This window comes from Mycobacterium shigaense (assembly GCF_002356315.1).
GTDB classification, from domain to species: Bacteria; Actinomycetota; Actinomycetes; order Mycobacteriales; family Mycobacteriaceae; genus Mycobacterium; species Mycobacterium shigaense.
Genome location: NZ_AP018164.1, coordinates 1,603,847 through 1,617,346, shown reverse-complemented (window position 1 = coordinate 1,617,346; position 13,500 = coordinate 1,603,847). Strand labels below are relative to the sequence as shown.

Below are 13,500 nucleotides of genomic sequence, written 5' to 3'. Positions count from 1 at the left end.
CCGGCTGCGCCGTGCTTGCGACCCTCGCTAGCCCTGGCCGCAGGCCGCCAGTACCAGCTCGCGAACCCGGGCCGCATCGGCCTGGCCGCGGGTGGCCTTCATCACCGCCCCGACGATTGCGCCGGCCGCGGCCACCTTGCCGCCCCGAATCTTCTCAGCCACATCGGGATTGGCGGCCAAGGCCTCGTCGACGGCGGCCTGGGTGACGGAGTCGTCACGCACCAGCGCCAACCCGCGGGCCGTCATCACCTGCTCGGGCTCGCCCTCGCCGGCAAGCACGCCCTCGACGACCTGGCGGGCCAGCTTGTTGGACAGCTTGCCCTCGTCGACCAGCGCCACCACCGCGGCGACCTGGGCCGGGGTGATAGCCAGTTCGTCGAGCGCGACATCCGCCTCGTTGGCCTTCTGCACCAGGAAGTTTCCCCACCAGGCCCGCGCCTGCTCGCTGGGCGCGCCATTCTTGACGGTGGCGATCACCAAGTCGACCGCTCCGGCGTTGACGAGATCGCGCATCACTTCGTCGGAGACGCCCCACTCGTCCTGAATCCGCTTGCGGATCAACCACGGTAGCTCGGGGATGGTCGCACGCAGCTGCTCGACCAGCTCGCGGCTGGGCGCGACGGGTTCCAGGTCGGGCTCGGGGAAATACCGATAGTCCTGGGCGGTCTCCTTGGCTCGTCCGGGGCTGGTGTAGCCGCCGGTCTCGTGAAAGTGCCTGGTCTCCTGGATGATCTGGCCACCGGACGCGAGAACCGCGCCCTGGCGCTGCATCTCGTAGCGCACGGCAACCTCGACGCTCTTGAGTGAGTTGACGTTCTTGGTCTCGGTCCGGGTGCCGAATTCGGTTGTGCCCGCTGGCTTCAGCGAGACGTTGGTGTCACATCGCATCGAGCCCTGGTCCATGCGGACATCGGATACGTCCAAGGCGCGCAACAGGTCCCGCAGTGCCGTCACGTAGGCCCGGGCGATCTGTGGCGCCTGGGCGCCGGCTCCCACGATGGGCTTGGTGACGATCTCGATGAGCGGCACGCCGGCGCGGTTGTAGTCGATCAGTGACGTGGTCGCGCCGTGGATGCGGCCGGTCTCGCTGCCGATATGGGTGAGCTTGCCGGTGTCCTCCTCCATGTGCGCGCGCTCGATCTCTACCCGCCAGGTGCTGCCGTCTTCCAGCGGCGCCTCAAGGTAGCCGTTGACGGCGATGGGCTCGTCGTACTGCGAGATCTGGTAGTTCTTCGGCATGTCCGGATAGAAGTAGTTCTTCCGCGCGAAGCGGCACCAGGGCACAATCTCGCAGTTGAGGGCCAGGCCGATGCGGATCGCCGACTCCACCGCGGCCCGGTTGAGCACCGGCAGCGAACCCGGCAGTCCCAGGCAGACCGGGCACACCTGGGTGTTGGGCTCGCCGCCGAAGGTGGTGGCGCAGCCGCAGAACATCTTGGTCGCGGTGGACAGCTCGACGTGCACCTCGAGGCCCAATACCGGATCGAAGCGCGCGATGACTTCGTCGTAGTCCATGAGATCGGCGCTGGCGGCAACACTCATACCGTCGATCGTAGTGGTGATCGCGAGCCCGGCGACGCCGGGCGAAGCGGGTCGCCACCGTCGGTGCTAGTGGTGATCGCGAGCCCGGCGACGCCGCCCCTGAAGTTCAGGACCGCGACGGGAAACGCGCCGCCGATGCCGGTGCGGATGCGGATGCGCAGCTCGTCCTCGTACGCCGAGTCTTTGCTCGGACCAAGGTCGACCCCGGTGAGGCAGCGGACCAGATCGCGCCAGCCGCAGCCGGCCCGGAACGGCGACTCCAGATCGTCGAGTCCATCGAGCGCCGTACCGCCCCGGGTCAGCTCGCGGCGCGGGGCCCGAGGTGCCGGGCGTGCCGGTGGGCGGTAGTAGGGTTCGGGCACCGTGGCGGCGGTCGGGTCGGCGCGCCACGGCGGCGCGGCGGACTGCGGCTGACCAGGTCCGCGCAGGGAGCCACGGTTGTTCATGACCGCGGTATAACCGCTGTTCGGGCGTCAGCTAAACCATGATTTGCGGGTAGCTACCCGAAGAACGCGGCGGCGTCGTCGTAGCGACTGTCGGGCACCAGCTTGAGATGCCGCGTCGCGTCGGCCAGCGACACCCGGCCGATGTCCTGGCCGCGCAGCGATACCATCTGACCGTACTCGCCGGCGTGGGCAGCGTCGGCTGCGTTGACCCCGAACCGGGTGGCCAGCACCCGGTCATAGGCCGTCGGGGTGCCACCCCGCTGGACGTGGCCAAGCACGGTCACCCGGACTTCTTTGTTGATGCGCTTCTCCACGTCGACGGCCAGCTGCGCGGCCACGCCAGTGAAGCGCTCGTGGCCGAACTCGTCAATTCCGCCCTCGCGCAACGCGATTGAGCCCGGCACCGGTTTGGCGCCCTCGGCGACCACGCAGATGAAGTGCGAGTCGCCGCGCTGGAAACGCCGTTTGACCAGGCGGCACACGTCCTCGATGTCGAAGGGCTGCTCGGGAATGAGCGTCATGTGCGCGCCGGAGGCCAGCCCGGCGTTCAGTGCGATCCAGCCGGCGTGCCGGCCCATCACCTCCACCAGCATCACGCGCTGGTGGGATTCGGCGGTGCTGTGCAACCGGTCGATCGCGTCGGTGGCGACCGTCAGCGCCGTGTCGTGACCGAAAGTCACGTCGGTGCAATCGATGTCGTTGTCGATGGTCTTGGGAACACCGACCACCGGGACGTTCTCCTCCGACAGCCAATGCGCGGCCGTCAGGGTGCCCTCGCCGCCGATCGGGATGAGCACGTCGATGCCGTTGTCATCCAGCGTCTGCTTGATCTGGTTCAGCCCGGCCCGCAGTTTGTCGGGATGCACCCGGGCGGTGCCCAGCATGGTCCCGCCCTTGGCCAGCAGCCGGTCGTTACGATCGTCGTTCTGCAGTTGAATGCGCCGGTTCTCCAGTAGCCCGCGCCACCCGTCCTGAAAGCCGACGACCGACGAGCCGTACCGCCCGTCGCAGGTGCGCACGACTGCCCGGATGACGGCGTTGAGGCCGGGACAGTCGCCACCGCCGGTGAGAATTCCGATCCGCATGCCTTCATCTTGCCTGCGGGGACGCCAGACGGCGCGACTTGCCGCCCACTAGGCCCGCGCCCACCTCGCCCGGCACTATCGCGCTTGTCAATAGTTATGGCCGACGACGGCCCAGGGGGCCCGCGGATGCGGTGCGCCGAAACGGGGGACGACCGCGTGCTGACCTGGACCGCGCAACTCACGTACAGCTCGGCGGGGCTGACGCCGGAGGACACGGCGGCATTGACGCCGGCCGATTGCGGGTCATCCTCGCGGTGGAGGCCGACACGCTCGAAGAGGCCGCCGATCGGGGCCTGCATGCGGTCGACACCGGCGGCCTGCTGCTGCGCCCGATACGCCTGCTGGTGCAGAGCGCGGCCGACTTAGTCAGCGAGACCGCGCATCCCGAGCCGTTGCACCTCGACCTGATCGGCATCACCGAGATCGCCGGGCAGTTGGGCGTGTCGCGGCAGCGAGCCGGAAAGCTGGCCGAAAATCCGGATTTCCCGGCCCCGGTGGTGCATTGAGCGGCGGGCCGGTTTTACACCCGGGCGTCGGTCAAGGCCTTCCAGGATCGCTGGACCCTGCACTCCCAAACGCTTCCGCTGCGCTCGACTTTTACGGTGGACAGCCGGATCGACCTGACCGCGCCGCCGCCGGTGTACGTAGCGCGCGGGCAGAACTAAAAGCTACCCCGTCGGGGCCATCGGGGTTTCGACGTCCGCGAGTTCTCGGACGTCGACCGACAAGCACTCACCGATGGCATGCGCCGTCGGCCAATCACCGGCGCGCACCGCTCGCGCGAAATCCTCGACCAGGGGGCTGGAGATATCTAAGTCGTGCAACCACATCGATACCGTGCTGGCGATCGCGTCACCGCCCACGCACAGCGTGCGTCCGCCGTGCAATCGATCGGTCAACTCATAGAACGTCGACGGCCCGCCATGGCGGGTCTTCTTGCGCCAAAACACTGCCCCTCCGTACTCGTGTCGATCCACCAGTCAACACTGCCCGGCAGGAGTCACAGCGGCGCGCTAAGTAGGTAACGGTCTGGCATACCGTGCCGTGTCGCACTGTACGCGGCGTTGTGTCAGACCGCCGACGGCAGCGGCCCGCGGGCGGCCTCGTAGGCGGCAGCGACCCGGTAGAGCCGGTCGTCGGCCAGGGCGGGGGCCATGAGCTGCAGTCCCACCGGCAGCCCGTCGTCCGGCGACAGCCCGGACGGCACGGACATGCCGCAGTGGCCGGCCAGGTTCAGTGGCAGGGTGCACAGGTCGAACAGGTACATCGCCAGCGGGTCGTCGACCTTCTCCCCCAACGCGAATGCGGTGGTCGGCGTGGTCGGAGAGACCAGGACGTCGACGGACTGGTAGGCCTCGTCGAGGTCGCGGGCGATCAGCGTGCGCACCTTCTGCGCCTGGTTGTAGTAGGCGTCGTAGTAGCCCGCCGACAGCGCATAGGTGCCGATCATGATGCGCCGCTTGACCTCTGGACCGAAGCCCGCCGCCCGGGTGAGCGCCATCACTTCCTCGGCGCTGTGGCTGCCGTCGTCGCCGACGCGCAGCCCGTAGCGCATCGCGTCGAAGCGGGCGAGGTTGCTCGACACCTCCGACGGCAGGATCAGGTAGTAGGCGGGCAGCGCGTGATCGAAATGCGGGCAGTCGACCTCGCTCACCTCGGCGCCGAGCGCGGTCAGCTGTGCGACCGCCGCCTCGAACGAGGCCAGCACGCCCGGCTGGTAGCCCTCGCCGCGCAACTGCTTGACGACCCCGACGCGCACGCCCTTGAGGTCGCCGGACGCGCCGGCCCTGGCGGCGCCGACGACGTCGGGCACGGTGGCATCGATGGAGGTGGAGTCGCGGGTGTCGTGGCCGGCGATCACCTGGTGCAGCAGCGCGGTGTCCAGCACGGTGCGCGCGCACGGTCCGCCCTGATCCAGCGACGACGCGCACGCCACCAGCCCGTAGCGGGACACCGTGCCGTAGGTGGGCTTGACGCCGACCGTCGCGGTCAGCGCGGCGGGCTGGCGAATCGAGCCGCCGGTGTCGGTTCCGATGGCCAGCGGCGCCTGGAAGGCGGCCAGCGCGGCCGCGCTGCCCCCGCCGGAGCCGCCCGGCACCCGCTCGACGTTCCATGGGTTGCGCGTCGGGCCGTACGCCGAGTTCTCGGTAGAGGAGCCCATCGCGAACTCGTCCATGTTGGTCTTGCCCAAGATGGGGATGCCGGCCGCGCGCAGCCGCGCGGTGACGGTCGCGTCGTACGGCGATTGCCAGCCCTGCAGGATTTTGGATCCGCAGGTGGTCGGCATGTCCGTGGTGGTGAATACGTCCTTAAGCGCTAGCGGCACCCCGGTCAACGCCGACGCCGGCGGCTCGCCTCCGACCAGCGATTTGTCCACCGCGGCCGCGGCCGCGAGCGCGGTGTCGGCCGCCACGTGCAAAAAGGCATGGAAGCGTTCATCGGTCGCCTCGATCTGGTCCAGGCAGGCCTGGGTGATTTCGACCGACGACAGCTCCCTGGCCGCGACCTTGGCGGCCAGGCTGGCGGCGTCGGACCGGATGATGTCGTCCGTCACTGGCTTTCTCCGAGGATCTGCGGGACGGCGAAGCGGCCGTCGACGGCTTCCGGCGCCGCGGCCAGCGCCTCCTGCTGGGTCAGGCACGGCGTCGTCTCGTCCGGCCGCGTCACGTTGACGGCTTTGAGCGGGTTGTCGGTAGCCTGGACGCCGGTGACGTCGACCGCCTGAATCTGGCTGACGTGGGTGATGATCGCGTCGAGCTGGCCGGCGAAGCTGTCCAGCTCGGTATCGGTCAGCGCGAGCCGGGCCAGTCGGGCGAGGTGCGCCACCTCCTGACGGGAGATGCGGGAGATCTGGGACACGAGCGAAAAGCCTAGCCTCGACCGCGACACCCGCCGAAATGCCATGGTTGCACCGTTGTGCAACAGTTGGCGCGTGCCGTCCTATCTGTTGCGCATCGAGCTGGTCGACCGACCCGGAAGCCTGGGCGCGCTGGCCGTCAAGCTCGGTTCGGTGGGCGCCGACATCCTGTCGCTGGACGTGGTGGAGCGCACCCGGGGTCACGCGATCGACGACCTCGTCATCGAGTTGCCTCCGGGCGCGATGCCCGACACGTTGATCACCGCCGCCGAGTCGCTGCCTGGCGTTCGGGTGGACAGCGTCCGTCCCCATACCGGTCTGCTGGAGGCGCATCGCGAGCTGGAGCTGCTCGACCACGTCGCCGCGGCGAGCGGCCGCGACGCCCGGCTGCAGGTGCTGGCCGACGAGGCACCCCGGGTGTTGCGGGTGAGCTGGTGCACGGTGTTGCGCCGCGCCGGCGACGAGCTGGAGCGCCTTGCCGCGAGCCCGGGCGCGCCGGAGACGCGGGCGGTGTCGGCGCCGTGGCTGCCCATCGAACAGGCGGTGACGCTCGACGGCACCGCGGAGTGGGTGCCGCCGGTTTGGCGCGACATGGACATGGCGATGGTCGCGGCGCCGCTGGGCGACCCGCACACGGGGGTCGTGCTGGGCCGGCCCGGCCCGGAATTCCGACCATCGGAGGTGGCACGACTGGGCTATCTGGCCGGCATCGTGGCCACCATGCTGCGTTAGTGCGTTTTCGCCTTGGCCCCGGCGACCACGGGATCGTCGTCCTCCCACAGCAGCAGCTGACGCACCGCCGCGCGCGGCCCGTAGGGCCGCAGCATGGTGCTGGCCGGGCGTGGGCGCACCCGCCTGGGGCCACCAGAACCAACGGCCCAACAGCGTTGCCACAGAAGGCGTCATGAAGGACCGCACGATCAGTGTGTCGAACAGCAATCCCAGACCGATGGTGGTCCCGATCTGGCCGAGCACCTGGAACCCGCTGAACACGAAGGCGCACATGGTCACTGCGAACACGATGCCAGCGGAGGTGACCACCGAACCCGAGCCCGCCATCGCGCGGATGACACCGGTCTTCAGGCCGGCGTGGATCTCCTCCTTGAATCGCGAGATCAGCAGCAGGTTGTAGTCCGATCCGACCGCCAGCAGCAGGATCACGGCCAGCGCCAGCACGACCCAGTACAACTGGATGCCGAAAAGATACTGCCAGACCAGAACCGACAGGCCGAACGACGCGCCCAGCGACAGGGCCACGGTGCCCACGATGACGAGCGCTGCGATCAGGCTCCGCGTGATGAGCATCATGATCAGCAAGATGAGGCTCAGCGCGGCGAACGCCACGATCAACAGGTCGTACTTCGCGCCCTCCTGGATGTCCTTGTACGTCGCCGCGGTGCCGCCCACATAGATGTGGGCATCGGCCATCGGCGTGCCCTTCAAGGCCTCGTGCGCGGCTCTGACGATCGGGTCGATGTGCGAAATGCCTTGCGTGGTAGCGGGATCGCCCTCATGGGTGACGATCATCCGGACGGCCTTGCCGTCGGGTGAGAGGAACAACTTCAGTCCCCGCTTGAAGTCGGGGTTGTTGAACACCTCGGGCGGCAGGTAGAAGGTGTCGTCGTTCTTGGCCGCGTCGAAGGCCCGCCCCAGCGCCGTCGCGTTGTCGATCGCGGCGGCGGTCTGCGCGTAGATCCCGGACAGGGTGGCGTAGTTGGCCAGGGTTAGATCGCGGTTGGTCTCCTGGCTTTGAATCTGCGGCGGTATCAACGAAACCAGTTGCGGTTGCAGCGCATCGAGTTTGTCCAGCGTCGCGACGAGGTCCTCGAACTTCGCGCTCAGCTGGTCGGTGGCGTCGAGCGCCTCGAACGTCGACCGCATCGCATAGCAGGCGGGGATGTCGTAGCAGTGCTTCTCCCAATAGAAATAGCTGCGCAGCGGCCGCAGGAAGTCGTCGAGGTTGGCCAGCTTGTCGCGCAGATCGTTGATCGTCGCGATGGTGCCATGGAAGCTCTGGGTCTCGCTGTGGGTGGCGTCGGCGAGCTGCTGCTGCAGCACGTACTGCTGTTTGAGGATGTTGATGGTCTTGGACAGTTCGTTGGCCTGCTTGAGGGCGTCGTCGGCCCGATCCCGTTGATAGGTAAGGTTTTCCTGCTGGGCGGCGCTTTGGTTGCTGACCACGAACGCCAGCGAGCTGTGCACGAGCGGCGTGCCGAGCGGCCGAGTGATGGTCTGCACCTGCGCGACGCCGGGCACGTGGAACACCGCCTTGGCCACCTTGTCCACGATGAGCATGTCGGCCGGATTGCGCATGTCGTGATCGGACTCGAGCATCAGCAGTTCGGGCTCCAGCCGGGCACGCGAGAAATGCTTCTCGGCGGCCGTGTAGCCGACGTTGGCCGGCGCGTCGGCGGGCATGTAGGGACGGGTGTCGTAACTGGTCTTGTAGCCGGGCAGGGCGAGCAGACCCACCAGGGCCAGCACGCAGGCGGCCGCCAGCACGGCACCGGGCCAGCGGACGATGGCGGTGCCGATACGTCGCCAGCCGCGGGTTTGCATCGCCCGCTTGGGGTCGAAGATGCCCACCATGGCGCCCAGCGTGAGGATGGCCGGCCCCAGCGTGAGCGCGGCGGCCAGCGCGACCAGGATGCCCAGTGCCGCAGGGATTCCCAGGCTCTGAAAATAAGGTAGCCGGGTGAAGCTCAGACACGCCACCGCGCCGGCGACGGTCAGTCCAGAACCCAGGACGACGTGGGTCGTCCCGCCATACATGGTGTAGAAAGCGCTCTCGCGATCTTCGCCGCCGGAGCGTGCTTCCTGATAACGCCCGACGAAGAATATTGCGTAGTCGGTGCCGGCGGCGATCACCAGCAGGGTGAGGATGTTCGTCGCATAGGTCGACAGCCCGATCACCCCGGCGTTGCCGAGGAACGCGACAAGGCCTCGGGCGGCGGACATTTCGATCAGCACCGTGCCGAGCACCAGCAGCGTCGTCAGCACGGAGCGGTAGACGAAGAACAGCATCAGCGCGATCACGCCGATGGTGATCATGGTGACCTTTGCGGTTCCCTTGCTGCCGACGTCGAACTGATCGGAGATCAGCGGTGCCGCGCCGGTCACGTAGACCTTGACCCCCGGCGGCGGCGTCATGCGCCCGATGATGTCGCGCAGCGCCCCGACACCCTCGTTGGCCAGCGCCGAGCCCTGGTTACCGGCGAGATTCACATGAACGTAAGCGGCCTTGCCGTCGCTGCTTTGCGATCCCGCCGCCGTCAGCGTGTCTCCCCAGTAGTCCTGGACGTGCTCGATGTGTTTGCGATCCTGCTCGAGCTTGCGGATCATCTCGTCGTAGAAGCGGTGGGCGTCGTCGCCGAGCGGCTTGTCGCCTTCCAGCACGATCATCGCCGAGCTGTCGGTGTCGAACTCGTTGAATTTTTCACCGATGCGCTTGATCGCCTTGAGCGACGGCGCATCAGGCGAGTTCAGCGCGACGTTGTGCGTCTTGCCGACCTCTTCCAGCTGCGGCACGGTGAGGTTCGTGATGGCGGCCAGCGCCACCCAGAACAGCACGATCACCCACGCAAGCCGGCGGATGGTGCGCGGCACGAAGGGCGGCCGGGGTTCGTCGTTGCTCATGTGAGGGTCATCCCGATTTGTCCAAACAGAAGGTGTAGGCGTCAACCTTGTTGATCGTGCGTTCGTCTTTGACCAAGCCGTTGACGGTGATACGGCAGCCGAGCATGTCGCCATCGCCCTGGGCCACCACGTTGCCCACGACCGCGGGCTCCGTCGAGGTGATGGTGAATGACCATGGCAGCGGCGCGTTTGTGACCTGCTGCGGCTGCGCGTTGACGTCAAGGTAGTTGATGGTTGCCACCGCCCCCGGCGAGCCGAAGACCTCGAGCACCACCTTCTTGGGGTTGAACGGCACGATCTCTTCTGCCAGGCCGCCGTTGGCCGCGGTGTTGGTGTTCGAGCCGAAGATGCCGTGCAGGCGATAGATGGCAAACCCGGTGATGGCCAGGACGAGCACCGCGACCAGCACCATCCACCGTCTTCTGACGAGGGCGGACACGGACATCGCCTTCACCCGTTGGCCTTTCGATCGGTCGGGCGTCACGATCACTCTAGGACGACGACGGTTGTCCGGCGCAAGAGTCATCGATGGATCTGACAGTACGGTACTGGACCGTACTCTACAAGAGACGCGGCCTACCCGCCGCCATGCGCGGTGAGGGGATCCCGGTCGCGACTGCCCGGACCTGCGGCGCTGCCGACGGCGCGCAGGGGCCGCCGCGCCGCCGCAGTCCCCGATGGCGGCGCGAAACGACGCCCGCGTTCCCTCAGGCTTGGGTCGTCGCCCGCCACCACGACGCGATATAGAGCAGCATCGAGACCACCAGGGCGACCAGGACCCACAGAACTATCGTCAGGTCGATCCAGCTTCCGAACGCCGGCGAGCCAGGCCGCGCATTGCGTAGCGGGACCACCGCGAAAAGCATTGCCGCGTACCACGTTGTCAGCGGCGACTGAAATCTCCGTGGATCGCATATCGTCTTGACCGCGACAAACAAGCCGACCGCGGCGATGGCGACGAAGATGACCAGGATGACGATCGCGAACAGCATTGTGCTCGCCGAACGTTGTAGTTCGACTACGTACGGCGACAACGGATTCGCCCTATTAACGCGGCTCACATCGACTTTCCAGCCGGTCAGCCGATCGACGAATGTTACGTTGGCGCGTTCGGGTGCCTGGACGCCCGAGAACAATTCGACCGTGATCGGCTCCGTGTAATAGGTGTCGAACGGCCACCATTCGACGTCGCGCGCCAGGGTCAGCGGGACCGGGAAAGCGCGATGCGTAGCGCGATCCCCGGGATGGGCGCGGGCACCCCGAGATCCTTGACGAGCAGCACCAGGACAGGAACCGTGGTGACGCTTCAGCGCCACCCCGACGAACAACCCCACGTGCAGCGGATTGTGGTCGGGTCCGACGAGTCGGTGCGCGAAGGGATAACGCGGCGGCCGCACAGACGACGATGGGGATCGCCACGCAGGGCACCAGCTTCCAGTACGGTGACCGCTCGCCCGTCTTGCCATAGGTGCGCAGCTCGATTCCGACCAAGAACAACAGCAGCAGTAGACCCACCTGACCGACGGTTTCAAGCAGCGATTTGGAGGTCGGCGAGAGCACGGCGGCTTTGAGGGAATGGGGCGCGAGCGCCAGTAGTGATCCCATCAGGAGTCCGAAGAAGATAACCTCCACTACCGCCGGCTGCTTAAATCGCCGAAACAGATGTCCTGCACCACCGACCGACCAAGACTACGGACAGGATGATTAAAGCTTGCAGCACGCTATCGAGTGGCATTGATTTTCCCTTGCGAATCGAATGAATTGTCCAGCGGACGACGATCCCGGGCGACTAAAGCCGCACAGAGCTCCACGAATATGTTTCTTTCACAACGCTTTTGGGGACATCCATCGTCGAGTCCCCCTGCGACCAATGAATGCAAAGTCCGTGAAAAGTCGTTAATCATTCCGCAACACGGCGACCCGGGCTTCTTCAGATCGCCGGTTTATAGGAAATGCGTTGGCTATGTGTATAGCGAGCAGAGAAACACCACGCAACAGCGTCGTGACGGTGAACACAGTTGGTGACCGCTTCTTACCTGACTGCACTTATTGTTAACTTGGCCGCGAAATACTTACGGGTTCTTGACGGCCCCGACAGTAGGCAGCCGCCTATAATTGGCAGTCAATGCCTTGATAATTACAGGAAACACACAGGCTCAATTATGCTATTGCCAGCGGACGTCATTAACGCACGTTTCTGGTGAGGCCCGGCATGAGGAAGCCGTCGACGAGTGCCCGCACCGTGTCACGGGTGGGCGGGCGTCCCGGGATGATGGACCGGAAGATCAGGTAGCCGGGCAGCAGGTCCCACAGCTCGTCGCTGATCGCCTCGGCGGTGATCTCGCCGCGCTCGACGGCCTGCCGCAGCACGTCCTGGACAACGGCTTTGCGCTGCTTGAGGAATTGCTCCTGCAGCGCGTCATCGAGTGCCGGGTGGCGCGACACCTCGACCATGACCGCGCGGATGGTGCTGGCGTGCTCGCGGCCGTGCTCGCCGCAAACCTCTCCCAGCTGCAGCAGATCGCCGCGCAGTGTCCCCGTGTTCGGCGCGACCGCGACTTGGCGAACGCCCTCGATGAAGGCGGCCAGCACCAGTTCGGCTTTGGAGGGCCAGCGCCGGTACACGGTGGCCTTGCTGGCGCGGGCGGCGCTGGCCACCGCGTCGACCGTCAGCTGGTCGTAGCCGTGCTCCTGCAGCAGGCGCAGGGTAACCGCCAATATCTCGGCCTCGCGTGGCGACCACGGTGAGGCCTGGTCGCATCGATCGGCCGTTTGGGTCATAGCGCCCACGATAGAACTGCGACGGCGGCGGGGCTACGACCCGGAGGTCAGGGCGCCCTCGATGTCGGCGAGCAGGTCGTCGGTGTCCTCGATGCCCAGCGAGATGCGCGCAAATCCGGTGGCGACGGCATCGCCCCAGCGTGCCCGGCGATCCACCGAGGTGTGCAGCCCGCCGAAGCTGGTGGACGCGACGAGCAACTCGCTGCGCCGCACCAGCGCGTGCACCGCCGCGGCATCGGCCAACTCGACCGACACCAGCGCCCCGAAGCGGCGCATCTGCGCGGTCGCGACGGGATGCGCCGGGTCGTCGGGCAGGCCCGGGTAGCGCACCCGCCGAACCGCCGGATGGCCCGCCAGCAGCGTCGCGACCGCGTGCGCGTTCGCGCATTGTCGCTCGAATCGCAGCCCGGCGCTGCCGAGGCTGCGCAGCAGCAGCCACGCCTCGAATCCGCCGAGAATGGCGCCGGCGAGCAGCCGATGCCGTTCCACCGCGGCGGCCAGGTCCGCGTGGTTGGTGGCCACGTACCCGGCCAGCAGGTCGCTGTGGCCGGACAGGCCCTTGGTGGCGCTGGCGACCACCAGGTCGGCGCCGAGTTCCAGCGGCCGCTGGCCCAACGGGGAGGCGGCGGTGTTGTCCACGACCAGGCGCCCGCCGCGACCGTGACAGATCGCGGCCAGCCGCCGCAGGTCGACGACGTCCAGCGCGGGGTTGGTCGGGCTCTCGGCCAGCACGACGTCGGCCCGTTCGGCGGCGTCGTAGAGCTGCGCGGCGGCCGCCTCGATCACCGTCACGCCCGCGGGTACCAGGTCCTCCGTGGCCAACCTGCGCACCTGGTAGTAGCCGTCGGCGGGCACCACCAGCGTCGATCCCGGCCGGACCAGCGCGCGCAGGGCCGCGCTGATGGCCGCCATGCCGGAGCCGAACGCCAGCACGCCGCCGGCACCTTCCAGCTGCGCCAGCGCCGATTCCAGTTTCCGCCAGGTCGGATTGGAGCCGCGGCCGTAGCTGTCCAGGCCGTCGGCCGCGTCGCCGGACAGGTGATAGGTGCTGGCGAATACCGGCTGCGCCGCCACCGGCCGGCCCGGAATCGCCTGTGAACCAACGGCTTTGACACTGCGGGTGGAATCACCGTAACGACTGCTCATGACGCGC

11 protein-coding genes and 3 pseudogenes are annotated in these 13,500 nt (G+C 67.3%); 3 read left to right on the top strand and 11 right to left on the bottom strand.

The features are described from left to right. Nucleotides 1-27: 27 nt before the first annotated feature. The gene (gatB, locus tag MSG_RS07740; RefSeq protein WP_096438501.1) at nucleotides 28-1,542 is read right to left on the bottom strand and encodes an Asp-tRNA(Asn)/Glu-tRNA(Gln) amidotransferase subunit GatB; all 1,515 of its coding nucleotides are present in this window, start codon (nucleotides 1,540-1,542) and stop codon (nucleotides 28-30) included. A gap of 13 nt (nucleotides 1,543-1,555) precedes the next feature. Here gatB and MSG_RS26110 point away from each other — a divergent pair. Further along, nucleotides 1,556-1,638: pseudogene (locus MSG_RS26110) on the top strand (hypothetical protein); the annotation flags it as partial. 403 nt (nucleotides 1,639-2,041) lie between these two features. Here the strand turns inward: MSG_RS26110 and MSG_RS07730 are convergent. Continuing rightward, nucleotides 2,042-3,073, bottom strand: coding sequence for an ATP-dependent 6-phosphofructokinase (locus MSG_RS07730; RefSeq protein WP_096438498.1), 1,032 nt, complete (start codon nucleotides 3,071-3,073; stop codon nucleotides 2,042-2,044). A gap of 236 nt (nucleotides 3,074-3,309) precedes the next feature. Here MSG_RS07730 and MSG_RS07725 point away from each other — a divergent pair, with 236 nt between their 5' ends. Continuing rightward, nucleotides 3,310-3,579 (top strand): hypothetical protein, encoded by a 270-nt coding sequence (locus MSG_RS07725; protein ID WP_096438496.1) that lies wholly within the window; start codon nucleotides 3,310-3,312, stop codon nucleotides 3,577-3,579. A gap of 162 nt (nucleotides 3,580-3,741) precedes the next feature. Here the strand turns inward: MSG_RS07725 and MSG_RS07720 are convergent, their stop codons facing one another. The 3 genes from MSG_RS07720 to gatC all read right to left on the bottom strand — a co-directional run bounded on the left by MSG_RS07720 (nucleotide 3,742) and on the right by gatC (nucleotide 5,923). Beyond that, a complete protein-coding gene (locus MSG_RS07720; protein ID WP_096438494.1) occupies nucleotides 3,742-4,023 on the bottom strand; it encodes a hypothetical protein in 282 nt (93 codons plus the stop codon). Between the two features lie 119 nt (nucleotides 4,024-4,142). Next, a complete protein-coding gene (gene gatA, locus MSG_RS07715; protein ID WP_170063192.1) occupies nucleotides 4,143-5,627 on the bottom strand; it encodes an Asp-tRNA(Asn)/Glu-tRNA(Gln) amidotransferase subunit GatA in 1,485 nt (494 codons plus the stop codon). Next, entirely contained in the window at nucleotides 5,624-5,923 is a 300-nt protein-coding gene (gene gatC / locus MSG_RS07710) for an Asp-tRNA(Asn)/Glu-tRNA(Gln) amidotransferase subunit GatC (protein WP_096444209.1), read from the bottom strand. Before gatC ends, gatA begins: the two co-directional genes overlap by 4 nt. An 82-nt stretch (nucleotides 5,924-6,005) precedes the next feature. Here gatC and MSG_RS07705 point away from each other — a divergent pair, with 82 nt between their 5' ends. After that, on the top strand, nucleotides 6,006-6,662 hold the full coding sequence (locus MSG_RS07705; RefSeq protein WP_096444210.1) for an ACT domain-containing protein: 657 nt from the start codon (nucleotides 6,006-6,008) through the stop codon (nucleotides 6,660-6,662). Here MSG_RS07705 and MSG_RS07700 read toward each other — a convergent pair. The 6 genes and pseudogenes from MSG_RS07700 to MSG_RS07680 form a co-directional block, all read right to left on the bottom strand. Further along, a pseudogene (locus tag MSG_RS07700) lies at nucleotides 6,659-9,566 on the bottom strand (MMPL/RND family transporter). The gene MSG_RS07705 and the pseudogene MSG_RS07700 sit on opposite strands and share 4 nt — an antisense overlap. Nucleotides 9,567-9,573: 7 nt before the next feature. Then, nucleotides 9,574-10,011, bottom strand: a complete 438-nt coding sequence (locus MSG_RS07695; protein ID WP_232011255.1) for an MmpS family transport accessory protein — start codon at nucleotides 10,009-10,011, stop codon at nucleotides 9,574-9,576. 262 nt (nucleotides 10,012-10,273) lie between these two features. Beyond that, the gene (locus MSG_RS07690; protein ID WP_232011191.1) at nucleotides 10,274-10,963 is read right to left on the bottom strand and encodes a DUF4436 family protein; all 690 of its coding nucleotides are present in this window, start codon (nucleotides 10,961-10,963) and stop codon (nucleotides 10,274-10,276) included. 82 nt (nucleotides 10,964-11,045) lie between these two features. Continuing rightward, a pseudogene (locus MSG_RS26105) lies at nucleotides 11,046-11,234 on the bottom strand (hypothetical protein); the annotation flags it as partial. 516 nt (nucleotides 11,235-11,750) lie between these two features. Continuing rightward, complete coding sequence (locus MSG_RS07685) at nucleotides 11,751-12,359, bottom strand: TetR/AcrR family transcriptional regulator (protein ID WP_096438488.1); 609 nt, start codon at nucleotides 12,357-12,359, stop codon at nucleotides 11,751-11,753. A 21-nt stretch (nucleotides 12,360-12,380) separates the two neighbouring features. After that, complete coding sequence (locus MSG_RS07680; RefSeq protein ID WP_096438486.1) at nucleotides 12,381-13,493, bottom strand: cystathionine gamma-lyase; 1,113 nt, start codon at nucleotides 13,491-13,493, stop codon at nucleotides 12,381-12,383. Nucleotides 13,494-13,500 lie beyond the last annotated feature (7 nt).

What these genes read in the sequence shown, in the direction of transcription:
- gatB (WP_096438501.1), bottom strand. Translation starts at nt 1,542, where the DNA reads ATGAGTGTTGCCGCCAGCGCCGATCTCATGGACTACGACGAAGTCATC.
- MSG_RS07730 (WP_096438498.1), bottom strand. Translation starts at nt 3,073, where the DNA reads ATGCGGATCGGAATTCTCACCGGCGGTGGCGACTGTCCCGGCCTCAAC.
- MSG_RS07695 (WP_232011255.1), bottom strand. Translation starts at nt 10,011, where the DNA reads ATGTCCGTGTCCGCCCTCGTCAGAAGACGGTGGATGGTGCTGGTCGCG.
- MSG_RS07680 (WP_096438486.1), bottom strand. Translation starts at nt 13,493, where the DNA reads ATGAGCAGTCGTTACGGTGATTCCACCCGCAGTGTCAAAGCCGTTGGT.